Raw genomic sequence first — 24,537 nt, forward strand, 5'->3', positions numbered from 1 at the left:
ATGGATGTGCGTTGAACAACCTATCCTACTCACAAGCCGGAGGCCTGTTGAGAACTTATTTTGGACAAGAGTGGGTTGATATAGTAATAGGTTTCTGGTAAGGTGATCGCCTTTGAAAACGTGTGGGTATAGAACGCCGGAAAAGGGTCGCCAAGGTGCGGATTGGTCGGATCCACCACAATCTTCCTCCTGTCGTGAAGTTCCTCTGACCAGGTAAAGAGGTTTTTGGAGAAAGGCGCCGGCTTAGCCTTCCGGGTCATTCGGCAGGGATCAAGCACGGCAGCAGTCGGGCCTGTACCGCGTGAATGATAGATTTCCCACAACGGCTGCTCGTAGAGCTCGATGAAGACTCCGTTAGAGTTAATGGTCAGATTCCAGAGCGCTGACTCAACTCCGGAGCCAAGCTCACTTGGATTATGGGTCTGGAATCCCATGATTTGCGAGTAGAGCGTTCCTTCCTCGACGGCCCATCTGTTGGGGCAGCCAGGACCCCCATCGCCGTCGGTGCCGGTTGCAATGGGGAAGCGCGCCCGTTGGGTTACAGGATCGACAGCCACGGCCTGCGAACAGGAAGCTGCTGGGTCGTCATCCTCGGGCAAACGACTGATGCCACTGTGTTGAGGAACGAAGAGCTTTCCTTCGACCGGGTTGCTTAGCGGGCCGACCTGTTGTGGGTCGATAAAGCGTCCTTCACGTCCCTCCTGGAGAATCGTCTTGGTCTGTATGAAAGGGCCGAGATCATCAGAGGTCACTCCGGGCGGATCCAGAAGGAGATTGCCCTGTTGATCCCGTAGTGAATCCCCTTGGAAGTTGGCGAGGCTCTCAACCCGTGGAAACCCGGCTTGGATCAATTGGTACCCCATCGACTTCCTCTGCAAGAAGGCATTGTAGATCGTATTGCCGATAACCCGGTAGTATTCGTACAGTCGGCTGGGCGTATAGTCGCCCTCGGTAGCCCATATCTTCGAATTACACAAACAATCATCCCTCCCGATCGTATCTAGAATCCCATCGCTGGGGTTTTCGTCATAGCATCTCTTAGGCAGGCGCGCTTCAGAGGAGAGTAAATTGGCGCCTGAGATCTTCACGTGAGCCAAGGCCTGAAACCAACGTGAGTCGCTCGCAACGTGGGTTGCCAGTTCATTGATCATTGCGACGTAGAGATCTCGGTAGTTGGTGTGCATGGGTGAGCCGAGGGTAAAGTCGAATCCGCAGTTGTTTCTGGTCGGTGATGCCTCACTGGCCCAGTCCTTAAGGGTGAGCGGGGTTACCGGACCTGGTCCTGCCGGACCAGGATAATTGTTGAAGATCCAGGTAGGTGTGCCACCCTTTCCAGCCCGCACATCGAGCGTGAAGAGCTTACCGTTTGCGACCGCCTTGTTCAGTTCCCTGTCGAGATCATCCCAACGGAACTCGATCACGCCGTTGTTATCGATCTGAATGTCGCTCCAGTTGATGCGTATGATGACGCCGGTGAGATCCGGATTGGTCCAGGTCGTGTCGAGTGTCCCGAGGATTGGTCCCTCGTTTGGGCAGAGTTTGTACGAGTTTCTATCCAGTGAGTCGACCTGCAAGGGAACGCACGGCTCGTCCAATGTCTCGCAGGTGCATGTCTCCGTTGACAGTTTTTGAACTAGTCCCGGTTCATTTGGGCCCAGCGCGAAGATCCCCGACACCCCTTTACGACTCGGTCCGGTGAACTCGTTGGGATCAGTCGCCGCGAATGCATGGTCCAAATGATTGTCCCTGATCCCGCACGGATCAGAGGCGGGGAATGGGAATTTCCTTACGTCGCCGATTTGGACGATTGAATCGGTTCTGGTCAGGCCCACCCACTGAATCTGTTCCCCTGCCTGAATGTTGACCGGATTCGGTGTGAAGGTCCCATTCGGATTCACAATCACAGTCACGGCCGAGGTGGTACAGGGGCTCACCGCAAATATTGCATAAGCCATAAGTACTGTAATGCCTGCATGACGCCGTATCGACCGCAAGCGGACAATCATTTCTACGGTCATGTTTTTTCCCTCCTTACGATTCAGTGACAGACGGTGTGCCTAACGAATTAAGCTGAGAGCCGCCGCGCTTTCTTGCGGCATCCCTCTCCACCGTCACGTTAGCGCCGAGCCAGGCATAATCACTGGTGTCTGATCGCATTGTTCTGTCCCCTTGCTCTGTTTGGAGTGAGCCCCAAGGCTCTACGGACGCGCGAACCGCTGGAAGAACTCCCAGAAGATGTCTGCGTAGACCACGGGGTTGTTCTTGCCATTCGCGTACTGATGTCCGAGGTCCTCCACCACCAGGAAGCGGAATTCTTCCGGGTGTTCCGTGAGGCTCTGGTTGTAGACTGCGACGCTGGTATGGGCCACATTGCTCAAGGTGTACCTCGGACGCAGGCGTAACTTGTCCAGCATCGTGGAGACAACGGCTTGGACAGCGGGAAGACTCATCGCCTCACGGGTCATTGGGAAGGGGAGGGCCACGCCGTTCAAGGCTCTCATGTCCTCGTTCCCGACCGAGGAGTAAAACGGAATGATCTCGCGCGGCACGAGCGTCGTATCCCAAAGTTTACCGGCCGATGCAGCGATCGCGGCAAAGAGGCTGGGGGCGCCATGGCCAACTTGGCGGTGAAGCTGCCGCCATTGCTGAAGCCCGACGCATAAAAGCGCTTGGGATCCGTGGGATAGTGCTTCTGGAGGAAATCGACCAACCGGCGGACAAACTTGACATCGTCCGCGAGCACATCGGTCGCTCCACAAGGCTCCGCCTTATCGTCGTTCCACCTGTCCTGATTCCGTATCTGCTCCCCGTTAAGGATCACACAGTCGTACTGAAGCGAGGAGGGGAATACCGCGACGATGCGCTCGCGATCGGCCTTCTCCTTCCAGCCGCTCATGTTATAGAATTGCTCGGCGTCGCCGTTGGCGACGTCGGCGCCGTGGAACATGAGGACTACTGGGAGCTTATCGGTCGACCGGACGCCTTCTGGTATGTAGACAATAAAGGAACGCTCCTGACCATCGACCTGGAGAGTCTCGGTCCTCCTCCCAGATGGGACGGGGACCCTTGGCGGAAGGAGTGTGTCGCATTCCAGAGCGACGCCGTCGATCATCGTGCGGTTGCCGCTGCCATCGATGGTTCTGAGCCTCATGCCGGTTGCTACCATCTTGGGAGGACAAGATGCGATCTTTTCCCAATCGTTATCCGGCTCGTCATGTCTCGATCCCTGGCAATTCGGCCGTTCGACGAACTTGGTGATAGGAATATTGCATGAAAGCGGTTTGAAAGGGGGCCCATCGGGATCGCAGATACGGTACTCAAGCCCGGATAAATTATACATTTTGCAAGAATTCGGGACCTGAACGCTTTCCGCGCCAAGCACGCAGTCGTCGTAGGCGCCGATCAATTGAATGCCTTTCAATTTATCGCCATCCGAGTTCAAGCAAATGCGTACGCCGGTTGCAAAAACGCCGCTCGGCAGCGAGGCCGTGAGAAGGTCGCCGACTTTATGCCCGGCGCATCCCGAAAAGGTTAAACTCGGTTGCGTCTCCAGGGTTGCTAGGTCTCGATACTTGATTTCCATATAACAAGGATCATCGGAATCCTCACCGATGGTTACGCCATAGATCGCATCGTTCTGCCACGCTTCCTTCGCCAAGGTCTTGTTCGTCGGCGCCTTGCCGGATATGTTCTTGCTGTCCTCTGGCTGATTTGCCAAATGTTGAACATCTGTGGGGATGGGCGGATGACTAGGTGAGCCGTTCGTCAATTTACAATCGGGATCGGGGGTTGCTTTGCACTCGTTTATCCTGCAAATGCCGTCTTTTCCGCAAGAGGGCGGACCCGGTTGATTAGGATCTACAGGACTCACCGCCAAGCCAACCTGACTTTGACAGAACAAAAAGATAAGGAAGCAAATTGAAGTATTCACCCGGTACTTCATAACACCCTCCTTTGAGATCGAAATCAAGCCAAGACTGATGTGTTCAGCATCATCTGACCGGACCTCCACGCCTCACTTTTGCGGGCGTCTCATGTTGGCTTCGAGCACGTTCACACCTCGCTATCAGCAACAAGCTCATCTCGTAGCTGTACCTCTGCTTCCCGTACGCGGGCCGTCTTTGGCACGGTCTACCAAACATTGTCGTGCCTCAGGTCTAGCCGTTCACGCTCAGTGTGATGCTCGCGTGCGGGCTCGTGCGACGAGAGCCTTGAGCACCGGCAGATCAACGGCACCGGGCACTAACTCGTTGCCCACGACGAATGCCGGGGTGCCCGTGACGCGTAAATCATTGGCCAGCTCCCGGTTACGTTCAATGATCGTGAGCCATTCAGGTTTATCCATGTCCGTTTCCAGTCTCTTGGCATCCAAGCCCACCTCGCTCGCGATCTGAAGCACATGCTCCTTCGATAGATCGCCTTTCGCCGCGAGGAGGGCTTCATGAAACGCTTGATGCCGGCCTTGTGCCCGGGACGCCAACGCCGCTTTCGCCGCTTGTATCGAGTCATGACCTAAGATGGGAAAGTCCTTGTAGACAATGCGCACGCGCGCGTCGTCTTTCTGCAACTGCGTGACGGAGCCGGCGACCCGTTTGCAGAATCCGCAGCGATAGTCGAAGAATTCGATCACCGTGACGTCACCGGCCGGATCGCCGCTCACCGGCGATGCGGGATCGTGCAGCAATTCGCTCTGATGCGCGACGATCGCCTGTTTCACACTCGTTTGTGCTTTGTCTTGGCGTTTTGCCTCCAACGCCTGAAGCGTCTGCTCAATCATCTCGGGATGTGACCGAATGTACGACTCGATCACGTGTTCGACCGATTGCCGCCATGTTGGGTCGGGCGTTGAGGCCGTGGACTGCCCGAAGGCCGGTGAGGAGAGCAAGGCGGCACAAGAGACCACGGCCACCAGGGTCATCTCCACCATAGCCCGAGACGCTGTCACGAGCCATCTACGCCTCAGCCTCTTATCGATTCGATCTGGTTGGTCGGTCCACCGACACCCATCACCATTACTCGCATTCAGAGCGCCACCTGAATATATCGAGGACCGCAATCCCGATTTGCCTGTGTGCATCATGAATCTCCTTACGTGTGTGACAGAGAATATCCCTCTCCCAATGCGGGTGAATGGACGAACCGGTTCTCACATTCTATTAAGGTGCTCGCAATCCGAACGTCTGTTCTGTTACAGCAAACACACTTGCAGTCTCGCGATCCGAACGCGCGCTACATTGCAGTGAGACTGCAACGCATATGCCGGGACAATTACTTAGAAGTGTTCCTTGCTTTGTTCAAACGATACGAATGGATGTGCTGTTTCTGGAAGAGAACTCAGGCGAGAAGAGTGTATCGAAAAGGATAGCTGACGGTATCAAAACAGATACAACCAGGAGACGAAAGCTATCGGGAATCGTTTTGTTAGACGTTGGCTCCGAGGTGAAAGAGGGACAGTAAAAAGAGTCCGAAGGCATGTACAGGGTCGGGGTCGAAAAGAGTCGGGGGTCTGTGTGCTACGAACGCAACTATCGCGGTAACGGTAGTTGCGATACTTTAACCATGATGAGGTATGGGCTCTCGAAATCGGCGTGCAGGCACAGTCTTCGGCCCGTGTTAGCGCATGTCTACAAAGATCACTGTCGAAGGCCCCAATCAGAAACTGACTCGGACAGACAATGCGCCCGCGTACAGGGTGGTATTGTAGAGTCCATTCACCACGGCACGAGGCCCTGTATTTCCAGAAATCGTTCGCGGCTCATAAAAGAACGTCTGGTACGACAAGTCCACGCCGACCAGTCTTGCTTTTACCGATCCTACGCCCAAACTACCACAGGGTATCAGGCCAAAGAATGATCCATTTCTCCGACAGTGCAACCCAACACCGGTTGAAATGACATGCAGATCGGCCGATGGAACCCCGGGATTGAAATTGAGGTCCGGTACCTGCGCTTGCTGGTAGGTATAGCCGCCGCGTAGCGCGATTTCCCAGCCAGGCAGCCGATCGATCTTCATCCATCGATACTCCGTCCCGATCAAAATATCGTAGGTGCCCGTCCAATTTTGTGGTTGCGGAATGACGGTTCCGTTAGCCAGATGGATATCCAGATTTTGGACCGATTTCCAACCCACATAGTCCACGTTCAATTCGACTTTCCACTCCCGTGCTGTGTTCCGAACCGGCCATAGCGCGATTCCACCTGTAATCACCTGAGGCAACACCAACGTCGTCGTCGCATCTTGGACCTTCACACCGTTGACCAACAAGGCCCCGTCCAGGTGGAGCGTCGCTTGGCTTCTGTAGACCACGGCGACGTTCGCCACCGGTTGCCCCTCTCCATTCCGGAGTGCCGTATACAATGCTCCAATGTTAAATCCAGGAGCCGTGCCTTTTCCGTTAACTTCGAGTTGGCTTCCAGCGGGCGCCAATCCGCCAGGCGAGATCAACTGCCGTTCTGCCTGCCCTTCGCCGAAGAAACTCGCAAAGGTATAGATGTCCGCTCCCACACCGATCGAGAGGTTTGGGAGCAGTTGATACGCAAAGGTGGGCTTGATGTCGAACATGGGCAATGCGGTAAATGTGGTCACGGTTCGGAAGGGACCGTCATCAGGCCATCTCATCACCGAGCCAAAGGGGGTGTTCACCCCTACCCCTACCGTCAGTTTCTCGAGCAGGGAAACACCAAGGCCTTGGAGATTCGCTGTGATATAGGCATGGCCTGGACCAGGCCATGCGAAGGCGCCATTATGGTCCCCCGTGACCGAGATCCCGGTCGGACTTGTAAAGTCGGTAGTCCCTCCAACGAAGGTTAAGCCGGCCATCGTTTGCACTCCCCGAAGCTGCGCCATCCCAGCTGGGTTGTAATGAAGAGCCGAAGGATCGTCTGCTTGCGCGGCGAAGGCATTACCCATCCCGGACGCAGCCGATCCCTGTCCATAGACGCGGGGGACTTGAGCTGATACAGAGGATGAACTGTAAGAGATAAGGACAAGAGTCAGAAACGCGAGCCCCCAATGCACAGGAACCTGCCTGCTATTCCGAGAGGAATGCCGTCGCCCACCGCAGCGCAATCTCGAATGGCTCAGAGCCCGCCTCGTATCCGGATCATGCACGTCGGAACCACCGCTCCATGGTTTCCTGAAGCTGGTCCGCGTCGAATGGCTTGAGCAGGTAGGCCTGGGCTCCCAACCCGATGGCCCTCACGGCGAGTTCCTGGGATCCCGACGCCGTAATCATGATGATAGGAAGGTATTGATTCGTGAGGCGCACCCGTCGTAGCACCTCCAGGCCGTCGACCTGACCGATTCCAATATCGAGAATCATCCCATCGAACTCCTGTGATTGGAGAATCGTCAGTGCTTGGCGGCCGTCGAACGCCGCGGATGTCCGGTACCCGCCTGCCTTCAGCCGGTCATGAAGCAGTTGCTGAATGTCGACATCATCATCCACAACCAAGATGTGTTGGCCTCTGAAATGCGACTCAAGTAACAGTGGCTCCTTCACGGCATGGATCGGAATCGTGAAGGATAGTTCTGCGCCGCCCTCTGGTCGATTACGAGCCGCCACCTCTCCTCCTTGCAACTCCACCAGCGTTTTCACGATTGAAAGTCCAAGTCCCAACCCTTTGGGAGCCGTGCGCTGGCCTTGTTGGATGCGGAAGAACGGCTCAAAAATCTTGTCAAGGTATTCCGGAGCAATACCGGGCCCCGAGTCCCGAACCAGAACGGTTGCCCTGCGGTGATTCGGCAACTCGCAGGCGACCGACACGGTTCCGCCCGGCGGGGTGAACTTGATGGCGTTTTGCACCAGATTGACGACCGTCTGAATCAAACGATCGCGATCCGCCCATACGATGACTTCGGTGTCGGCACAACGGAATTCCAGTGCGTGTTGTTTTGCTTGAGCCAGCGGCTTCAGTTGCTCGATCACCTCGGCAAGACAAGGTTCGAGCTCGACATCGGCCGGATGCACTTCCAAGCGCCCGGTCTCGATACGGGTGCGATCGAGAAGATCCTCGATCATACGAACCAGCCGATCAGAGTTTTCTGACATACGCACAAGATACCGCTGCTGCTTTTCGTTCAACGGTCCGGTCAGTCCATCCAGCAGATTTTGTATGAATCCCTTGATGGAGGTAAGCGGTGTTCTCAATTCATGGGACACATGAGAGAGGAATTGCGCACGCAACCGGTCGGCCCGCTCAAGGGCTTCGGTGCGCTCTTTTACTTTGGCCTCCAACCCTTGATTCCACGCTTCGATCTGCTGGTAGGCTGACGCGTTATCCAAGGCAATAGAGACTTGACTCGCAACCGTCGTCATCAGTTCCAAATCGTCTTCCGTCACGCTTTGATTGTGCGAGCGATCGACCGTCAACATCCCCCAGATACGGTCTTTGGTCTTGATGGGAACCACGACCAAGGCTTTGGTCCCGCTCAATTCGGCTAAGCGTTGATTGAGGGGATGAAGGCTGTGCCGTATCGACTCGATATCCTTGACCAACAGGGGGCGTCCTTGAAGGGCCACTGTCCCCTCTGGACTCTCGCGATCGGTGATTGGAATCCGACAGGACTGGGCGAACGTTTCAACCTCCCGAGGCGCGCCGATCAGACGGATATGTTGGACGGAATTTTCACAGGGATCAAACATGGACACCATGGCGCTGTTGTAGTTGAGCTCGTGCGTCAAGGCTTCCAACACCTGATGCAAGAGAGCATCTCGCTCGAAGGTCGAGCCGAATGAGAGCCCAGCTCGATGAAGCGCCGTGAGTTGGGCCACTTTCCGGCGCAGCTCCACCCGCATCTGCTCTTGTTCCAAATAGGCTTCGCGCAATTCCTCATGCCTGGATTCGACGAATGTAATCTGCTCTTGGATCAAGGCCTCGCGTCGCTCGCTCTCACGAAGAAGCCGTCGATTGACCATGATGCCCACAGCGAGGATCGGGCACAATCCGACTAACAACACCTCGCCGAGACTCACCGCCGGATTGAGCACACCGACTCCCGCCATGAGAGCAACACCCAACAGCCCTCCCCATAAAAACCATGTAACACTCTGCTGCACATGGGGCGAAGGCTCGACACGGGTCTCTGCCGAAGTCTGTGCCTCTTGGGCACTCTCTCCGCCGACGACCGACTCACTGCTCAGTCGAGTCGGTCGTGTCTGTTCAAGGGGTGATGTCACTCGCCAGAATCGCTTCCGATACCGGCTCTCTTCCTGCCATCGAATCGTCCACTGGCACCATTCATCATCATTGCCGATGCAAGAGGTCTCGATCGCTTCCGCCTGGGCGAGACCGTGGATGCGATCAGCCATTGCGACCATGATGCCCTGGGCAGACTGACAGACTAGGCAAGCACAGCGCCTGCGGTAGGGCCCGAACTGTCGAAGCGTCCGGTCAGTGAACCGCATCCCCACCGCAGCCGTACTGCTCGTGACTTCCACCACGCGGAACTCGACAGATCCAGACGTAAACTTATTCCCAAAGTAGGGAAACATCGTGTAGATCTGCGACAGGGAAAAGGGACGAGTCAGGGCCAGCATGATGGGAGACACCTTTTCCGCCCCCGCTTTGAAGGCAAAGCGGGGGTCGCCCGAGATCCGTTCACAGAACTCATACAAATACGAGGTGAATTCGTACGAGTAACTGTTCCAGGGGTTCCTCAAGAATTCCGGAGTCACGTGATAGACGGGATCCTTGATGCGGTCATTCAAGAGGCGGCACAACTCCTCGCTTGCTTCTTTTCCAGCAGACGCGCGTCCTTCCGACGTGACCAACTTCTCTAAAAAGACCGTCACCGCTCTGATGCTGACGCCGCTGAGGTCTCGGATTGTTTGACCCTGTTCATCCAAACCGAACGGGCGAAAGGCCATTGCGCCTTGCTCAAGAATGGTTCGATCTTTTGGTAGGAGTTCGATGTTCGGGACGATCTTGGCTTCGACGATGTCGATCGTGCTGCTTGTCATGGCGTCATCCCCTAAGACAACAAGTCTATGTGGCGGAGTGGACGGTGGCGCCTCCAGCGCAGTCATTGCAAAGGTCGTAGGACGGAACAGGGCCACAGGTCTTGATCACCTGCAGCGTTCACCTGCAGGAATAGCACGTATGGCTGGCGGAGTATATGGCGACTTCGTGAGCTTTGCAATACGAAGGGTTGCCCCCTTGCATCAGTGGGGGGAAGCCGGTCCAAAGATGGGGGAAATGCCTGAGGAGCTGAACCTCTTGATGCGTAGGAGGTCTACAGCAGAGCACCGGAAAGTGCACCTCCTTATTGTTTAACTGATCGTTTGAGCTTCTTTTCGACGCTGGCAACCTTGCTCTGGAGACGCCCGGAATAGCCCTTTCGGTAGTCGACTTTGATCGTACAGGAAACGCGGTTGCAATCCTTTTTCATCCGCTCATAGCATTGCTGCACCACGGAGAAGACTTGCTCCCATTCGCCTTCTAAGACCGTTCCCATCGGGTTCAATCGATACGCGACTCCGCTCCTATCAATAATATCGAGGGAACGGGCCACATATTTCCCGACACTCTCGCCTTTTCCCAAGGGCGACATGCTGAATTCCAGTAGAACCATCGATGCTCCTTCTTATTTCTCCGTATCAGATTGTTTGTTCGTCAGGGCCTCAGTGCGCCTCTCTGCCCATACTTTGGGATATCCTACCTTGCCGAGGAAACGAAACCCGTCCAACGCGTCGCGGAGCAGTGCCCGTCGCTTTTCGGAATCCGGCTCATTCTTCTTGGCCTGCTCACGCAGATGCCCAAGCCACTCGACGAACTCGATGAATTCTGCATCGAGGATCTGTTCCAGATCCTCTTTCATGAACCCCGAAAGGGCCGGTGCCACTCCACTTGTGCTGATCGCGACTCGCACATGTCCCACTGCCACGACTGCCGGCATCGTGACGCTGCTTGCCTCCGGGTAGTCTACCGACCAGAGCAGTACGCGCTTTTCTCGGGCTCTGGCCGACAACATCTGAGCGAAGTCACGATCGCCTCGAATAGTATTGAGAATGAGAATAGCGTGTTCGAGATCCGTTTCCCGAAACAGTCGTCCGCGATGGATGATTTTCCCCGAAGCCGCCAGCAGGCGTAGCGGTTCGTTCAGCGTAGGACTGAGCACCGTGACCCGGGCACCGGACTCAAGCAGGCGTTGAGATTTTTCCGATGCCTCCTCATCGCCACCGATGACCAGAACCGGCCAGCCTCTCACGTCCAAGACCAAGGGAAAACCAGGATTGGCAGCCATGACGCAACTCCCGTTTCGATCGAATGGCTCAGTATCCGAGAATGGACCTCCGTCATGCAAGAGGGATTTCAGGAATCCACACTCCATTTCCCCTTTTGATCAGTCCGTCGCTATAATGCAGCAGGCTTGAAAGGCTGGAATAACTTCGTGCGTGGTCTTGGAAGACTTGCCGGAGAGAGCCCTTTCTGGTCGATTGGCTGTCGACGATTACTTCAAGGCTGCGCGTTACGTATCGGCTGGATCTGCATCGAGCTCCAGATTCCAATAGAGATAATCACGCCAGCTTTCCGGTGTGTTGCGAATGCCGATGGTAATAGTAATGACGGGGCTCCATCGAGGTTTCATGGGCCGCTTTTTTAACCTCATGCCTGCCTCTTCCGGTGTACGCCCACTCTTCCGATTGTTGCATCGCCAGCAGGCAGTCACGATATTTTCCCATGTCTTTTTCCCACCCTTGGCGATGGGCACGACATGATCAAACGTCAGCTCTTCCGTCCGAAACCTGTGATTACAGTATTGGCAACAGTACCCGTCTCGCGTAAAAATATTGATGCGGGAAAACTTGACGGCACGATGACTGTCTTTCAGTTTAACCAGTTTCAGCAGCCGCATCACGGCTGGAAGTTTGATCGATAGGGAAATCCCATGGATCTCCCTGTCGTATACCTCCAAGACTTCGACTTTCCCTTGCCAGAGAAGCGCGATCGCTTTTTGCCAATGTACGACCCGCAGGGGTTCATAGGTCGCATTGAGCAGGAGGGTCATTTCCATAAAGGAACCTCACCCCAATCGTCCTCCACAGCGGCCAGGGACTGTTCAGGACTAGAGGCTGATAGTTCTATGCCATAAGGTGGCGTTGAAATCAAGCAAGCGCCCTTCTGATGCCGCATGGGGCGGACCGATGAAGAGATGACCATGATGAACGATTTCGTCAAAGTGGCCTTCACACACGAGATTCCACCCGGCACGGGACGAACCGTGGAAGTCGACGGGATTTGTGTTGCGGTCTTCAACGTGGATGGAAATTTTTATGCGGTCGATAACTCCTGTCCCCACGCGGGCGGTCCACTCGGAGAAGGGAAACTGTGCGAGGCGGTTGTCGAATGCCCCTGGCACGGCTGGAAATTCAGTGTCATTTCAGGAGAACGAGTCGGCAACCCGAACTTCCAAGTCGCGTGCTGCAAGGTTCAGATCCAAGGCGATGAAGTTCAGATCGCCATTCCACCGGTTCTCAGAGGACCGGCTTAACGTTGTGATGGAGCATGCGGCGAAGGAGCGGTTCACGGGTCACTGTCGGTCCCTTTCGGCGTCACTCCATCCGCCGGCAAAGAGGCTGCATTGACCTTTTTAAGTTCGAGATGCGCATGCCAGATGAAGTCTCGCTCGAACCATTGACCGCGCACCCCCTGATCGCGAAGCTGCACACGGATCTCGTAGATATCTCCCTCGACATGCTTGACTCGCCATTCGCCGAGGCGAACCCCCTGCCCGCGATCCTTCATGATACGGACATGCTCGTTCATGGCTTGCAGGATCGTCGGGTGTCCAATTGCCGGATGACCCTGCACCAAGGTCAATGCCTCAGCTTCTCGCTTGTCTCTCGACGGAGTTGTCGACGGGAGCGTGGTCCATGCATAGTAGAGTCCACCCAGCAGCAGGACTGCAGCGACTGCGTAGCGGATGAGGTGGATGCCGGGCGATCGAGAGAAGGTACTGCTGTCAGTCATGCCGGGGTGTTGTCGTCGTGTCGGAGACCAAGAGTCGAGGACCCTTGTTGACTGCACGGCATCTTAGGAAAGGCCTAGACGCCATGTCAATGCAGCGTCGAGAATTGGTCGCGAGATGAGTGCCGCTTGTCTGGTGAAAAGCCGGTGTGTTACAAGTACGAGCAAGCTTCAAGGCGGTCGGCACAACATGAGTACGGTGCATGAAGTTCTTTTTGTACGGTGATCTCCTCAATCCCTCACAACTCAAGCGGCGAGCCCCCGAACACAGATTTCTCTATCTCGCGACCCTGTCGGACCATACCGTCAAATTTTGCCGATGGTCGTCACAATGGCGGTGCGGACTCGTCAGTATCGTGCCTTCACCAGGCGAAAGGACCTGGGGCGGCGTGTTTGAAGTAACGGACGAAGACGTGAACATCATGGATCAGTTTGAGCAGGACGTGCCGCAAGGAGCGTACCGCCACCTCCAAGTCACCGTCTCGGCAGCGAGCGGAGAAAAAGAACTCGTCACCACCTACGCAGCAAACCCGATCGGGAAGTTTAAGCCCAAAGACCACTATCTGGACTGGGTGCTCAAAGGGCTCAAACAGTGGAAGTTTCCGGAGGAAGTGATCCAGGAGTGGGAGTCGTATCGGCCTCGCTAACGTGCCGTCGCGACATGTTCCATGTCGATTTTCTATTGAGGAGACTATGCCGAAACCAAAATATCATATTCTTGTCTGTACCAATTCCCGTCCCCCCGGCCACCCCAAACCGTCTTGCGGGTCGGCCGGTGCTGCGCAGCTGCTGATGGCCTTCAACATGGGACTGATGCAGCGATCCGTCCCACCCGGAGAAGTCCTCGTGAGCGCCACAGGTTGCCTCGGCCCCTGTGAGCAGGGCCCGACGGTCGTCGTCTATCCGGACAACACCTGGTATTCCAAGGTCACTGAGGCGGACGTCGTCACCATTCTTGATGAACATGTCGCGAAAGGAACACCGGCAGCGACGCTGAATCCGGATTCCGTGTGGAAATAACCTTCGTCATCGACGGTCCGTTTCGAACGGTCAGATGAGACTGCCGCTTGATTGCTCGACCTGATTACTGATAGCGTGTCCCTTAGCCCATGACCACACCAAGCCATCAGGAGCACAAGGACCATGCTCCCAGCTCAATCGGGTGCGTCGTCATCACTTGTAGCGATACCCGTACGCCTGAAACCGACAGCAGCGGACGACTGATTCAGAAATTGCTTGAAGGGCAAGGCCATAGTGTCGCCGCCTATCATATCGTCAGGGACGAGCCGGAGCAGATTCAGTTTCGGATCGCTCAAAGCACAGCCAATGAGGAAGTGCGGGTCATCATCGTCAACGGTGGCACAGGAATCTCGCGACGCGATTCGACCTTCGAGGCTCTGGACGGAATGTTACAAAAGCGGCTCGATGGATTCGGCGAAATCTTTCGGTTGCTCACCTATCAAGAGATCGGGCCATCAGCCATGATGAGCCGGGCCACTGCCGGCATTATCGACGGTCGCGTGCTTTTCTCCATCCCCGGCTCGGAAAACGCCGTCCGCCTCGCGATGGAAAAACTCATCCTTCCAGAGCTGGGCCACCTGGTCAGAGAACTCACAAAATAGGGTTGAGGACTGAGGGCCGCAAGATCGTCGGCTTTCATCTCAGTCCTCACCGCTCATTCCTGACTCAATCCTGAGTAATCTTCGGCTCCTCGTAGATCCCTTCTGTCGAAATCTTCGACTGAGCGTACCGCTTGTAATGCCGCAGCAGATCGCGCACGGAGACGACGCCGATGATCTCGTCGTTTTTGGTGACGCCCAGATGGCGCACACCCAATTCAGCCATCATGTCTTGGGCATCATCGACCGTCTCACTCCCCTCAATCGTGCAAATCGGCGCCGTCATGATTTTCTCGACCGTCAACTTGCCCAATGGTTTGCCGCTCGCGACCGCACGGCGCACGATATCGGTGTCCGTTACAATTCCGACCAATTGTTTGCCTTTTTTTACCAACAGCGATCCCACACGAGCCTGGCGCATTGTCCTGGCTGCACTGGCAATCGACATCTTCAGTCCGATGGACTTTGGACTCTTGTTCGCAATTTGACTAACTGTAGGCATTCCCTCCCCCTTTCATATTCATATTGTCGTAGTGGATTGCCGACGCTCGAACGCCGGCTTCGTTCGGTCCAGCGTAGATTATCATGAATGAGTGGAACGTGCGAGGTTGTTCGCTCACATGAGCCGGAGTGTTCGCCGCAAAGCTGCGGAGTAGGGGAAAGTAGGACATGCGTAGTGGCCAGCACTCAGGACTCAGCAGACGAGCACGATCTTACCGAAAAACTTCCGGCTGTTCATCAGTTCTTGTGCTGCACGGGCCTCCGACAGTGGAAACGTACGATCGATCACGGCGGTCAATCGTTTCCGGCCCATGAGTTCCGCCGCTTTCACAAGTTCAGCCCTCGTGCCCATATACGACCCCTTGATCGTGAGCTGACGGGAATAGAGATAACGAAGGTCCAGCTTGACGTCCCCACCGGTGGTCGCACCGCACGTGATCAACCGGCCGCCTTTTGCGAGCGACTCCAAACAGCTGTCCCATACCTCCGGTCCGATATGTTCGACAACCACATCGACGCCTCGCCCTTCCGTCAGCAATTTGATCCGCTCCGAGACCTTTTCCTTGGAGTGATCGATCACCGCATCGGCTCCCAAGACAACCGCTTTGGGAATCTTGTCATCGGAACCGACTGTGGTGATCACACGCGCACCCGCCAGCTTAGCCAACTGACCAGCCATCATCCCGACGCCGCTCCCCGCTCCCATCACGAGCACAGTTTCTCCAGACTGGAGCCCGGCCAGCGCAAACAGCATGTGCGACGCTGTGACGGAAACAAGTGGAAACGCGGCGGCCTGTTCGAAGGTCATATTCTCTGGTATCGGCAGCACATTCCGAAACGGAACCTTCACATACTCGGCATAGCCGCCATGCATCCTGGCTCCCAAAAGGTTGTACGTTCGGCACATATTGTCCCGCCCAGCCAAGCAGAACTCGCAATTCCAGCAACTGATACCGGGTGACACAAAGACTGGTGTTCCGACAGCGATGCCTTCGACATGGGTCCCCACTTGTTCAACAGTCCCGGCGACGTCCGATCCTCCCACATGGGGCAAGGGAACGGCATAGGCAGGACTCCCCTGCCTGACCCAAATATCGAGATGGTTCAGCGCGCAGGCCTTCACCCGAATCAACACGTCTTGCGGACCGATCTTCGGCATCGGCAGCTCTTCGTACAAGAGCTTGTCCGGCCCACCATGTTCGCGAAAAAGTACCACCTTCATTTCTTCATTTTCTCCACTACAACTTGAAATCGTGGGTGGCAGCGAGGTGGGTGCTCAACCGCCCGCAGCGGGGTCCCTACACCGGGCGGGGTGCGAGGACGGTTGAGCTCCTCGCTGACAGGTCCCACGATTTCAAAACTTCAACACTCCTTCCACCACCATCACACACTGCCCACCGACTTTCACACCTTGGATCACATCGTCATCCGACTCAACTTGCACCAGAATCCGGGATGGCCGGTCGATTTCGTAGCCCTGTTCAACAAGGATGTCCGTCCTCGGTCCAACTTCAACGACGCCGTTCTGAACCAGGTACGCTCCAAGTGCGCCGCCAGCGCTCCCCGTCGCAGGATCCTCCAAGATGCCGATTTTCGGAGCAAACATCCTCGCGTGGACAGATGCGAACGATTCAACCGTCACCGTCGTGAAGACCATAATCCCGTTGGCCCCAAACCGTTCGCAGACATTGGTGATGGCCGACGCATCAGGGTTGATCGACCGGACGGCCGTCAACGTTCGCACCGGCACGATCAAGACCGGTAAGCCGGTCGACACGACTTGGAGGGGCCATTTCATATCGGCGATCACGTGCTTCGGCAAGCCGAGAGCTCCACCGACCAAATACACATCGTCGATCGCGTCGATAGGATCGAGAAATTCCGGTTTGGGTTGAGACATAACGACCCGCACCACACGACTCTGTTCTGCATGCAATTCCACCGGGAATAGGCCGATATTACATTCCTGCATGACATGCGTCACTTGTTCCCGAGTAGAAACTTTCCCGAGCTGGGCCAACACGTAAAATGTGCCCAGTACCGGATGGCCGGCAAAGGGAATTTCCTGGGTCGGGGTAAAGATCCGCAACCGCGCAACTGCAGCAGGATCGGTCGGTGGTAAGACGAACACTGTTTCCGACAAATTCATCTCCCGCGCAATCTGTTGCAGCTCGTCGTCTGTCAGTCCATCCGCGTCGGGGAAAACCGCCACCGGGTTACCCCCGAACGGTTGAGAGGTAAAGACGTCGGCCTGGTAGAATTTGAGAGACCGTTGCTCAACCATGGTCACTCCCGAACTCGTCTGGATCGCACCACCTGAGAATCCATGCCATCAAAAACAATCGCCATTATTTGACAGGGCTCGTTATCTTTGGCAGACTCCGCCCATGAACCACATCACCGAACAGGATGTCGCCCATGCGTTGGACATTCTTGACCTCACGCTGCCCATCACCACCGAAGACCTGGAACGGGCGAAACGCGTCCAGCTCTACAACTGGAATCCCACGCGCTATGCCGGTCTCACCAACAATCCGAAGCAATACATGCAACAGTTTCAAAAAGCTGAAGACATGACTCGGACGATCGAAGCCGCCTATGCATTGATCTCTGCCGTGTTTATTCCCGACGAAGCCGAACGGTAATCCTCAACAACAATCTGCTCTCACGCCCGACATTTGACGCTTCCCACCTCAGCCGGTGTCGTGACTGGTTACACGTGACATTCCTTCGTCGCCTTGCGAATGCACAACCGGCCAGGTAATCAAGCCTGACACTCCGTCCGGTGATCCCACCGGCTGCGTCTGCTGAGCATAAATTTGCGGCAACCGGTTCGTCCCAAACTTCGAGATATAGAGAAAGACATGTTCGCGAGAGTTTACCCGCACGGCCCAGGGATGAAAATCGTTTTTATAGAATTCCTCGCAGAGCTGCATCGCGTCGAGGCAAGACAGTGTCTTCGGGTCATTCAAGGTGTAATAATAGTCCAGCGGCAGATCGTACTCCTCCTGCTTGTGGATCGTAATGCCGAATTTTTCCGGATGACGCACCATTGGGGTATGGCGGTAGGCCACGAAGTAGAAGAGTTCGAGGGAATGAATCACCGGCTGATGATCGAGGACAAACTGACGAGTTTCCATGGCCTCCTCAAACGTCTCACCGGGAAAGCCATAAAAGGCCATCACGTGGTTCCAAATCCCCGCCTTCGCTGCCATTTGGAGATTGCGTTCAATGACGCTTTTCCGAGCGTGCTTGTCCATGAGATTCAAGACCCGCTCGTTCGCCGATTCCATCCCATAATAGAGGGTGCAGCAGCCGGCCTTCGCCGCGAGATTCCAGGTGGCTTGATCTTGCAGAGTCTCTTCAAACCGAATGAGCGTCGTCCACTTGATCTTCACGTCTTGGTCCACTAGCAGCTGCGAAACTTTCTTGAAGAGTGCCGGTGGATAGGATTCATCGGAAAATAGAAAGTGTCGGCACTGGTACTTATCCCTTAGAGCCTTGATCTGGTCAACCACCCGCTGAGCCGCCATCCCCCGGTACTGATCGAAGTAACCCTGACCATGGTCGCAAAACGTACAGCGACCCCAATAGCAGCCGCGCGTCGCCAAGTAGGGAATGATCAGTTCCGGAACGAAGTAGCGATCCAGCGGCATGCCCTCAAAGTCCGGCAAGGGTAGCTCATTGGTCTTCTCGGTATACACTTCAGAATTCCGATGGAGACCTGACTCATCTCGATACATGAGGTTAGGAATAGAGGCGAGAGGCCGCTGCTCATTCAACGCTTCGATGAGCCACAGCAAGGCATGCTCCCCTTCATAGAGAATCGCCGAATCAAATACTTCCGCAAAGAACCTCTCATGGTTGATGAGGTCTTCTTGAAGCCGCGTGATGATGTTCCCACCCACCACGACATGGATTTGGGGAAACACCTCCTTGATCATCTTCGCGAAAGTCAGGCCCGCCAGGAGCTGCATCTGTGTCCCGATGGAGATCCCGACGACGTCCGGCTGTTCTCTCGCCACGTCCGGCATAACCAACTGATTGCAGAGATCCCGATAGACGTTCACCTGCTCATCTGCTAAACAGGCAAACACTTCTTTGGAGACACCGGGGCGATAGCCCAAATTGCTCTCCATCGGATAAAAGACGAGCGAGGCGGGATAGTAGGCGGCAGAGATATAGACCATCGTCTCCCGAAAAGTATTGAGCGCCCCCTCCAGCGTCTCGGCCTCATAGAAACGTTCGCCACGCACAATCAGTTTAGCCTCTTCAGCCCGATCCGCCAGATCGAACACATCGACGGCATCGGCCTGCTCCACGACGGCCACCTGGTCCACATCCCGTTCCGTGAGAAGCCCCGCTTTCTCCTTCGCGTGCAGCGCCTTGAGCTGCATACCCAGCCGGCCCTTCACCCAGATCAGAAATTCCATGCTGAAGAAGTGATCCCACATGCCGATGTTGATATCGCGCTGGATGACCGTATGGCCCGCCTCACGCAAGACGGCTGTGAGCGAGGGCAATGCTAAGTACGGTGCTGTCGGAACCCATTCAGGCGGGAACAGGAGCATCACCCTCGAAGTCTTGCGTATTCCCTTCGTCAGCGGCGCCAAACCGTCTATTTGGAGCAGTTCGCTCATTGGATCATCAATTTGACAGAATCTGTTGATCTGTTGGTTTCTGGACACTCAACAGTGTCAACAAATCATCAGATCAACAGACAGGCCCCACTCACATTTTTCCCGCTAACGTCGGCACCACTCCCGTAGTTTTGACGGCTTGATACTGAAGATCAGGCAGCTTTCCTAAACCAAACCTTGCGATATAAAGAAAGATATATTCCCGAATATAGAGACGCAAATCCCAGCCGGGATTGTGGTTCCGTTCGAACTGTTCAAATACTCGCTCGGCCTCTTCGATGCTCATGCCGTTTTTCACTGTGTAGTAGTAATCGAGCGCCAGATCCCAATCCGGATTCTTGTAGGCCGTCACGCCCCACTTCTCCGGATGTTTGGCCACCGGGTTGTGTCGGCCTAAGTCGAACGTCCCGAACCCCAACGAATGGACATGGTCCTTGTTCTGCTCAAGGAACTGCACCGACTGCCAGGCCTCTTCTTTCGTCTCACCGGGAAAACCGAAGAAGCCCATGCAGTGGTTCCAGATGCCCGCCTCCGCCGTCAGCTTCAGGTGCTTTGTCATGACCTCTGCCGTCGTCGCCTTGTCCATCAGTCGCAGCACACGCTCGACTCCCGATTCATACCCAAAGTGAAGATAGCGGCAGCCCGACTCCTTCGCATCCTGCCAAACGGCATCTTCCAACAGACTCTTCTCGAACCGCATATGAGTCGTCCAGAAAATCCCCATCCGGCTCTCAATTAACCCGCTCGTGAGCTTGCGGAACAAAGCCGGTGGATAGGACTCGTCGGTAAAGTGAAAATGTTTGGCGTCGTACTTGTCGCGCAGATAGGTGATGTCAGAGAGAATGTCCGGAATCTTCTTCGACCGATAGCCGGACGTATAGCCCTCACCATGGTCACAGAATTCGCAGCGCCCCCAGTAACATCCCCGCGTCGCCAGATAGGGAAGTATCCTCGTTGGCACAAAATACTTCTCGATCGGCAAGCCGTCGAAGTCCGGCGGCGGCAGTGTCGACAAATCCTCCGCATAACTCAGTGGAGAAACATGAATGCCCATCTCGTCCTTATAGATCGTGTTCGGCACATTGGCTAAACTCTGTTTAGCGCCGATCGCTTCGACCAGTTGCGTGAACGCCGTCTCCCCTTCGTAGACCACGGCGCTGTCAAAATACTGAAAAAGCGGTGAATCGCGCAGCACGTCGCGCAGGCGGGTCACCGTATTGCCGCCGATCGTAATATGAATGTCCGGAAAGTGCTGCTTGATGAGGGCACCAAAGGTCATGGTGGAGAACATCTGCTGCTGCAAGACAATCGAGATCCCGACCACGTCCGGCTGTTCCTGCTCGATCGCCGGCTTCACGAGCTGGTTGAACACATCCCGGTACACGTTGACCTGTTCATCCTGCACGGCATCCATCACTTCGGCGGAGACATACGGCTTGTACGATAGATTGGTTTCCATCGGCGGCATGCAGATCCGCGCCGGAGCATAGACCAGTGAAATGACCGAGGTGACCTCGCGAAAGATTTGTATCGCCCATTCTAATTTATCGATATCATAAAACTTTTCACTTCTGACGATATCCTTCGCTTCTTCCGCATCTCGAATGAGTTTCTCCATCCGTGGGCGCGTCACATCGCAGAGCGCCAGCTGCACATCCATCTCCCACTCGGCCAAGTCCCGCTTCTTCGCCAGCTTGCGAAGCCGATCCAATTGCTGCGGCACCCGACGCAAAACCTTCTTCAGAAAATCCTCGCTGAAGTACCAGTCCCACATTTCACAGTTGATGTCTTTTTGAATGACCGTATGACCGGCCTGGCGAAGAACGGCTGTGAGAGAGGGCAGACTGAGATAGGGTTCGGAGGGGTACCAGTCCGGTGGGAAGATCAGCATCACCTTCATCTTCCGGCCGCTGGCCTCAAAAGAGGTCCGGCGGTGAAGCTGAATCAGCTCCTTCGACGCCCGATTTCCTTTTGAATACTCGGCTTTCATTCAGCCTATCCTGCTCGCTTTAAACTCCTAAATGACTGGAAAGCCAATAAGTTACGCGCAAAATAGAATATTGTACGGGGGCTGAAGAACGATATGCAAGGGCGGGAGGGAATACGGGGCAACCAGATACTTTCCCCTGCTCGCTGACCGCGCACACAGGGGCAGATCAGACTTTCAGACCTTGGGAGGTGCTCGGTCAATGCGCGCAATTAGGAAAGCACCTGATTGCCCCGCATATAGAGCGGAGAAGAGTCCTCGCTGAGGCCCCACGGTGAAGCTGTGGTCCCTCAATGCGCGCAGTAAAGGATCATCTGACCACTCCTTACGTAAAAAAGAAGAGGAGCCGTGTAATCAAAGCAGCTGACTATCACATGAGCTATCAAATTATACGGTGCGGGAGAAGCTAGGGATTGGTCAGCATTTTTAGGATGCGTTTTGCGAGATGTTCATTAATCTCGGTGTGGCGGGGAATAGGCTGGGAAACTTTCGTGACGGGATTGTGATACCAATCGTGCTTTCCGCCATGACGAACGAGCACGCAACCGTTGGTTTCGAGCTGCCGGATCAGGTCTTTTCGCTTCACTGAAGTGTGAGCTCTGCCAGCTTGCGCACTCCGGGAATTTCACCGCTGGTGAGATCGTAATACAGATCGCGAAGGTGGGCTTGCAGGTCTTCGAGAGACTCCCCTTGGGTCCAGTAATCGGGATATTCTTGCAGGTAGCCGAGCCAGTGGTTTTCATCCTGCCAATAGATGTATTTGATCGATTCCATTTCGGTATTATAGCCGGACTCCGAAAGCCTGGAAAGTGGAGAAACTGATTCTAAATGGGATGATGGACCCAAAAAATGAGAAAAGCTTACAATGCCTCCGTTTTGGGCTATTTGACGGGCCACGATGCATGGTATCGGCCTAACTCCGATGGAAACCGTCCTCGATACGTCAAGCGCGTGGAGATCCGGAACCTCGTGACAGCCATCGTCAATCGATTGGTGCAGGGCTAACATGGCACCCATTCACGAGCACGAGCAATTAGCCGCAGGACGATGGCACACCCTCTCGCTCGTGGAGCAACTGGCCAATGTCGGGAGCGACGTGGCACGCGCCGCCCGTTGGTATGGAAAGGATCCGCAGCGCTGCGAGCAGGTGTTCGATCGTGCTCTAGAATTATTGGATTTGACGATCGCGGATGAGCGGTGGAAAGGCCGGCGCAAAGAACTGACCCGCGCGCGGGAGCTGCTCTGCGATGCGATGTTCAGAGGGAACACCTACGGCAGCGATTTAGCTTCTCTCGACCGTTATTTCTTTCACTTCGCCATGGCGGCTCGAGTTGGCCGATAGCGCGATCGATTGATTGAAACCTAACGTCCAAGTCGGCACGTGCGCGGCTTCAGCGGCAACGGGAACAGTCGTCGTGACCCCCGACTTCCGTCTGGACGATAAGTGGGCCGAGCTTCGTCACCTGCCGCTGTCGCTAGGCTTCATGGGCGCCTGGAGCATGCCGATCAATTCCGTGGCTGGAACCAGCCTCGGCACCTTTGGGACCTATTTCGCGACCGCCGCACCCCTACCGCGGAAGAAAGGCGCGGCGTTGAGCATCTGGCTACCGCGGCGGCACTTGTGCAGGCCGAAGCCTGGCCGACTTCCTTTAGATACATCCCTGAAATAGTCGCTTTGCCTTTCTATAGCTTACGGGCTTTCGAGATCTGCCGATGGCAGCGATACAGTTAGTTAACGCCCGATCCCATCCGCCTATTCGTCCCTCATACCGGTCTATTTCGTTCCTCCCTAGACCGAGAGCAGGAGTGCAAGAGAGGGAAAGCGTAAGAGCTGCACAGTAAACCAACAACCTGCAAGTCCCGATCAATACAATTGAACGGTTCGAATAGACCTAAGCCCCCTCAAAAAAGTAATATGCCGCTCAACCCTCGTCTTACCTGAAGCTAGATGGAACCAGAAGGAAGTTCAGCCCCAAATACGTCGCCCCGTGCCCAGAATAGTTGTCCTTCCTGGAATCCTCAGCGTATCGAGCTGAGGACCTGGCTAGGAAACAAGTCACCAGGCCTAGCAGAGTTATACGAGGGCGCGGTAATAATGCTTTGCGAAAATCAGCTACCAGGGAGGGTCAGATTTATCGCGCATGCCATTCGAGAAATTGGCAATCGATTGCCTGACTACTGGGCAGGGCAAGAAGACAATACTGCAAATCTTCAGTATGTAAATCGCTTGGACGAACTTTCACCTCTATGGAAAGATCATCGGAGCGTCGTCTCAGCGATTACCTCATTAGCTACAGCAAATGGATCAACGCCTGCTGATCCGGTGCCAATTCCCACTCAACTTTACGATAAACTGAGTAAGTTGATGGATGATCATTCACGCACTCGAGAAAAACCCTATGACAAGGCGAGAAGGCTATTCAATGCTATTGCCCCAGAGGACGACAAACACGGCCAGGGAGTTCGTCCGGCACTTTTGGAATATGTCAGAATTGTTAGTTGGGCTGTAGGGAAATGTCATGGTGCCGGAAAAGCCGATGCCGATTATGACTGGCCAGAAATCATTCACAATTTTGAAATATTTGAGTCCTGTCTAATGTCGATTGGTAGAGCGTTCTATGTCACGATTGAGTCGCTTGATGAAATCCTGGAAGACACCAACATCTGAACAAGTAGATAGGGCGGTTTCGATGCTCTGCCGAACTGAGCAGAGCCGTTATTTCCTCGATCGCCTTAACAATCCACATTGGATACGGCCACTAAAAGAGAAAGGAGTATTTAACAGGCCACCTCAACTAGAATCCGATGGCAACAGAATTCGA

At 55.0% G+C, this 24,537-nt stretch carries 26 protein-coding genes; 9 read left to right on the forward strand and 17 right to left on the reverse strand.

Features of this window, described 5'->3' with window-relative positions; translation table 11 throughout:
* Positions 1 to 29: 29 nt before the first annotated feature.
* The 9 genes from P0120_00140 to P0120_00180 form a co-directional block, all read right to left on the reverse strand.
* Complete coding sequence (locus P0120_00140) at positions 30 to 2,018, reverse strand: hypothetical protein (protein ID MDF0672738.1); 1,989 nt, start codon at positions 2,016 to 2,018, stop codon at positions 30 to 32.
* A gap of 180 nt (positions 2,019 to 2,198) precedes the next feature.
* Complete coding sequence (locus tag P0120_00145; protein MDF0672739.1) at positions 2,199 to 2,501, reverse strand: hypothetical protein; 303 nt, start codon at positions 2,499 to 2,501, stop codon at positions 2,199 to 2,201.
* Positions 2,498 to 3,718 carry an alpha/beta hydrolase-fold protein gene (locus tag P0120_00150; GenBank protein ID MDF0672740.1) on the reverse strand — a complete coding sequence of 407 codons (1,221 nt, stop codon included), beginning with the start codon at positions 3,716 to 3,718 and terminating at the stop codon, positions 2,498 to 2,500. The genes P0120_00145 and P0120_00150 overlap by 4 nt, the downstream gene beginning before the upstream one ends.
* Before the next feature lie 453 nt (positions 3,719 to 4,171).
* Positions 4,172 to 4,945, reverse strand: a complete 774-nt coding sequence (locus P0120_00155; protein ID MDF0672741.1) for a DsbA family protein — start codon at positions 4,943 to 4,945, stop codon at positions 4,172 to 4,174.
* A gap of 707 nt (positions 4,946 to 5,652) precedes the next feature.
* Positions 5,653 to 7,017, reverse strand: a complete 1,365-nt coding sequence (locus P0120_00160; GenBank protein MDF0672742.1) for an outer membrane protein transport protein — start codon at positions 7,015 to 7,017, stop codon at positions 5,653 to 5,655.
* Positions 7,018 to 7,102: 85 nt separating this feature from the next.
* Positions 7,103 to 9,961 carry a response regulator gene (locus tag P0120_00165; GenBank protein ID MDF0672743.1) on the reverse strand — a complete coding sequence of 953 codons (2,859 nt, stop codon included), beginning with the start codon at positions 9,959 to 9,961 and terminating at the stop codon, positions 7,103 to 7,105.
* Positions 9,962 to 10,263: 302 nt separating this feature from the next.
* Complete coding sequence (locus P0120_00170; GenBank protein ID MDF0672744.1) at positions 10,264 to 10,572, reverse strand: MTH1187 family thiamine-binding protein; 309 nt, start codon at positions 10,570 to 10,572, stop codon at positions 10,264 to 10,266.
* Positions 10,573 to 10,584: 12 nt separating this feature from the next.
* Complete coding sequence (locus P0120_00175; GenBank protein MDF0672745.1) at positions 10,585 to 11,244, reverse strand: bifunctional precorrin-2 dehydrogenase/sirohydrochlorin ferrochelatase; 660 nt, start codon at positions 11,242 to 11,244, stop codon at positions 10,585 to 10,587.
* Positions 11,245 to 11,469: 225 nt separating this feature from the next.
* On the reverse strand, positions 11,470 to 12,015 hold the full coding sequence (locus P0120_00180; protein MDF0672746.1) for an HNH endonuclease: 546 nt from the start codon (positions 12,013 to 12,015) through the stop codon (positions 11,470 to 11,472).
* A 117-nt stretch (positions 12,016 to 12,132) separates the two neighbouring features.
* Between P0120_00180 and P0120_00185 the strand changes: the two genes are divergently transcribed.
* A complete protein-coding gene (locus P0120_00185; protein ID MDF0672747.1) occupies positions 12,133 to 12,492 on the forward strand; it encodes a Rieske 2Fe-2S domain-containing protein in 360 nt (119 codons plus the stop codon).
* A 32-nt stretch (positions 12,493 to 12,524) separates the two neighbouring features.
* On the opposite strand, the gene P0120_00190 is transcribed toward P0120_00185, so the two are convergent.
* Entirely contained in the window at positions 12,525 to 12,971 is a 447-nt protein-coding gene (locus P0120_00190; GenBank protein MDF0672748.1) for a hypothetical protein, read from the reverse strand.
* Between the two features lie 200 nt (positions 12,972 to 13,171).
* On the opposite strand from P0120_00190, the gene P0120_00195 reads away from it, so the two are divergent.
* The 3 genes from P0120_00195 (at position 13,172) to P0120_00205 (ending at position 14,590) form a co-directional block, all read left to right on the forward strand.
* Positions 13,172 to 13,615, forward strand: a complete 444-nt coding sequence (locus P0120_00195; protein MDF0672749.1) for a gamma-glutamylcyclotransferase — start codon at positions 13,172 to 13,174, stop codon at positions 13,613 to 13,615.
* Between the two features lie 46 nt (positions 13,616 to 13,661).
* Positions 13,662 to 13,988 carry a (2Fe-2S) ferredoxin domain-containing protein gene (locus P0120_00200; GenBank protein ID MDF0672750.1) on the forward strand — a complete coding sequence of 109 codons (327 nt, stop codon included), beginning with the start codon at positions 13,662 to 13,664 and terminating at the stop codon, positions 13,986 to 13,988.
* Between the two features lie 89 nt (positions 13,989 to 14,077).
* Positions 14,078 to 14,590, forward strand: coding sequence for a MogA/MoaB family molybdenum cofactor biosynthesis protein (locus P0120_00205; GenBank protein MDF0672751.1), 513 nt, complete (start codon positions 14,078 to 14,080; stop codon positions 14,588 to 14,590).
* A 64-nt stretch (positions 14,591 to 14,654) separates the two neighbouring features.
* Here P0120_00205 and P0120_00210 read toward each other — a convergent pair whose 3' ends face one another.
* From P0120_00210 to P0120_00220, 3 genes are all read right to left on the reverse strand, one after another.
* Positions 14,655 to 15,089, reverse strand: coding sequence for a CBS domain-containing protein (locus P0120_00210; GenBank protein ID MDF0672752.1), 435 nt, complete (start codon positions 15,087 to 15,089; stop codon positions 14,655 to 14,657).
* Positions 15,090 to 15,281: 192 nt separating this feature from the next.
* A complete protein-coding gene (locus tag P0120_00215; protein MDF0672753.1) occupies positions 15,282 to 16,310 on the reverse strand; it encodes a zinc-binding dehydrogenase in 1,029 nt (342 codons plus the stop codon).
* Between the two features lie 132 nt (positions 16,311 to 16,442).
* Positions 16,443 to 17,372 (reverse strand): PhzF family phenazine biosynthesis protein, encoded by a 930-nt coding sequence (locus P0120_00220; GenBank protein MDF0672754.1) that lies wholly within the window; start codon positions 17,370 to 17,372, stop codon positions 16,443 to 16,445.
* Positions 17,373 to 17,475: 103 nt separating this feature from the next.
* Between P0120_00220 and P0120_00225 the strand changes: the two genes are divergently transcribed.
* On the forward strand, positions 17,476 to 17,733 hold the full coding sequence (locus P0120_00225) for a hypothetical protein (protein MDF0672755.1): 258 nt from the start codon (positions 17,476 to 17,478) through the stop codon (positions 17,731 to 17,733).
* Between the two features lie 48 nt (positions 17,734 to 17,781).
* Here the strand turns inward: P0120_00225 and P0120_00230 are convergent, their stop codons facing one another.
* The 4 genes from P0120_00230 to P0120_00245 all read right to left on the reverse strand — a co-directional run bounded on the left by P0120_00230 (position 17,782) and on the right by P0120_00245 (position 22,489).
* Entirely contained in the window at positions 17,782 to 19,728 is a 1,947-nt protein-coding gene (locus P0120_00230) for a radical SAM protein (GenBank protein MDF0672756.1), read from the reverse strand.
* A 91-nt stretch (positions 19,729 to 19,819) separates the two neighbouring features.
* Positions 19,820 to 21,718, reverse strand: coding sequence for a cobalamin-dependent protein (locus tag P0120_00235; protein MDF0672757.1), 1,899 nt, complete (start codon positions 21,716 to 21,718; stop codon positions 19,820 to 19,822).
* A 403-nt stretch (positions 21,719 to 22,121) separates the two neighbouring features.
* The gene (locus P0120_00240) at positions 22,122 to 22,301 is read right to left on the reverse strand and encodes a type II toxin-antitoxin system HicA family toxin (protein ID MDF0672758.1); all 180 of its coding nucleotides are present in this window, start codon (positions 22,299 to 22,301) and stop codon (positions 22,122 to 22,124) included.
* The gene (locus tag P0120_00245) at positions 22,298 to 22,489 is read right to left on the reverse strand and encodes a hypothetical protein (GenBank protein MDF0672759.1); all 192 of its coding nucleotides are present in this window, start codon (positions 22,487 to 22,489) and stop codon (positions 22,298 to 22,300) included. The genes P0120_00240 and P0120_00245 overlap by 4 nt, the downstream gene beginning before the upstream one ends.
* Positions 22,490 to 22,564: 75 nt before the next feature.
* Here P0120_00245 and P0120_00250 point away from each other — a divergent pair, with 75 nt between their 5' ends.
* From P0120_00250 to P0120_00265, 4 genes are all read left to right on the forward strand, one after another.
* Positions 22,565 to 22,720, forward strand: a complete 156-nt coding sequence (locus tag P0120_00250) for a hypothetical protein (protein ID MDF0672760.1) — start codon at positions 22,565 to 22,567, stop codon at positions 22,718 to 22,720.
* A gap of 1 nt (position 22,721) precedes the next feature.
* Positions 22,722 to 23,057, forward strand: coding sequence for a hypothetical protein (locus P0120_00255; protein MDF0672761.1), 336 nt, complete (start codon positions 22,722 to 22,724; stop codon positions 23,055 to 23,057).
* 13 nt (positions 23,058 to 23,070) lie between these two features.
* Positions 23,071 to 23,385: a hypothetical protein gene (locus P0120_00260; GenBank protein MDF0672762.1), complete on the forward strand. Its 315-nt coding sequence runs from the start codon at positions 23,071 to 23,073 to the stop codon at positions 23,383 to 23,385.
* Positions 23,386 to 23,810: 425 nt separating this feature from the next.
* Positions 23,811 to 24,383 (forward strand): hypothetical protein, encoded by a 573-nt coding sequence (locus P0120_00265; protein ID MDF0672763.1) that lies wholly within the window; start codon positions 23,811 to 23,813, stop codon positions 24,381 to 24,383.
* Positions 24,384 to 24,537 lie beyond the last annotated feature (154 nt).

The organism is Nitrospira sp. (assembly GCA_029194675.1).
In the GTDB taxonomy this organism is placed as follows: Bacteria; Nitrospirota; Nitrospiria; order Nitrospirales; family Nitrospiraceae; genus Nitrospira_D.

What these genes read in the sequence shown, in the direction of transcription:
- P0120_00140 (MDF0672738.1), bottom strand. Translation starts at nt 2,018, where the DNA reads ATGACCGTAGAAATGATTGTCCGCTTGCGGTCGATACGGCGTCATGCA.
- P0120_00145 (MDF0672739.1), bottom strand. Translation starts at nt 2,501, where the DNA reads ATGAGAGCCTTGAACGGCGTGGCCCTCCCCTTCCCAATGACCCGTGAG.
- P0120_00165 (MDF0672743.1), bottom strand. Translation starts at nt 9,961, where the DNA reads ATGACAAGCAGCACGATCGACATCGTCGAAGCCAAGATCGTCCCGAAC.
- P0120_00170 (MDF0672744.1), bottom strand. Translation starts at nt 10,572, where the DNA reads ATGGTTCTACTGGAATTCAGCATGTCGCCCTTGGGAAAAGGCGAGAGT.
- P0120_00175 (MDF0672745.1), bottom strand. Translation starts at nt 11,244, where the DNA reads ATGGCTGCCAATCCTGGTTTTCCCTTGGTCTTGGACGTGAGAGGCTGG.
- P0120_00180 (MDF0672746.1), bottom strand. Translation starts at nt 12,015, where the DNA reads ATGGAAATGACCCTCCTGCTCAATGCGACCTATGAACCCCTGCGGGTC.
- P0120_00185 (MDF0672747.1), top strand. Translation starts at nt 12,133, where the DNA reads ATGGGGCGGACCGATGAAGAGATGACCATGATGAACGATTTCGTCAAA.
- P0120_00190 (MDF0672748.1), bottom strand. Translation starts at nt 12,971, where the DNA reads ATGACTGACAGCAGTACCTTCTCTCGATCGCCCGGCATCCACCTCATC.
- P0120_00195 (MDF0672749.1), top strand. Translation starts at nt 13,172, where the DNA reads ATGAAGTTCTTTTTGTACGGTGATCTCCTCAATCCCTCACAACTCAAG.
- P0120_00200 (MDF0672750.1), top strand. Translation starts at nt 13,662, where the DNA reads ATGCCGAAACCAAAATATCATATTCTTGTCTGTACCAATTCCCGTCCC.
- P0120_00205 (MDF0672751.1), top strand. Translation starts at nt 14,078, where the DNA reads ATGACCACACCAAGCCATCAGGAGCACAAGGACCATGCTCCCAGCTCA.
- P0120_00210 (MDF0672752.1), bottom strand. Translation starts at nt 15,089, where the DNA reads ATGCCTACAGTTAGTCAAATTGCGAACAAGAGTCCAAAGTCCATCGGA.
- P0120_00215 (MDF0672753.1), bottom strand. Translation starts at nt 16,310, where the DNA reads ATGAAGGTGGTACTTTTTCGCGAACATGGTGGGCCGGACAAGCTCTTG.
- P0120_00220 (MDF0672754.1), bottom strand. Translation starts at nt 17,372, where the DNA reads ATGGTTGAGCAACGGTCTCTCAAATTCTACCAGGCCGACGTCTTTACC.
- P0120_00225 (MDF0672755.1), top strand. Translation starts at nt 17,476, where the DNA reads ATGAACCACATCACCGAACAGGATGTCGCCCATGCGTTGGACATTCTT.
- P0120_00230 (MDF0672756.1), bottom strand. Translation starts at nt 19,728, where the DNA reads ATGAGCGAACTGCTCCAAATAGACGGTTTGGCGCCGCTGACGAAGGGA.
- P0120_00235 (MDF0672757.1), bottom strand. Translation starts at nt 21,718, where the DNA reads ATGAAAGCCGAGTATTCAAAAGGAAATCGGGCGTCGAAGGAGCTGATT.
- P0120_00245 (MDF0672759.1), bottom strand. Translation starts at nt 22,489, where the DNA reads ATGGAATCGATCAAATACATCTATTGGCAGGATGAAAACCACTGGCTC.
- P0120_00250 (MDF0672760.1), top strand. Translation starts at nt 22,565, where the DNA reads ATGAGAAAAGCTTACAATGCCTCCGTTTTGGGCTATTTGACGGGCCAC.
- P0120_00255 (MDF0672761.1), top strand. Translation starts at nt 22,722, where the DNA reads ATGGCACCCATTCACGAGCACGAGCAATTAGCCGCAGGACGATGGCAC.
- P0120_00265 (MDF0672763.1), top strand. Translation starts at nt 23,811, where the DNA reads ATGCTTTGCGAAAATCAGCTACCAGGGAGGGTCAGATTTATCGCGCAT.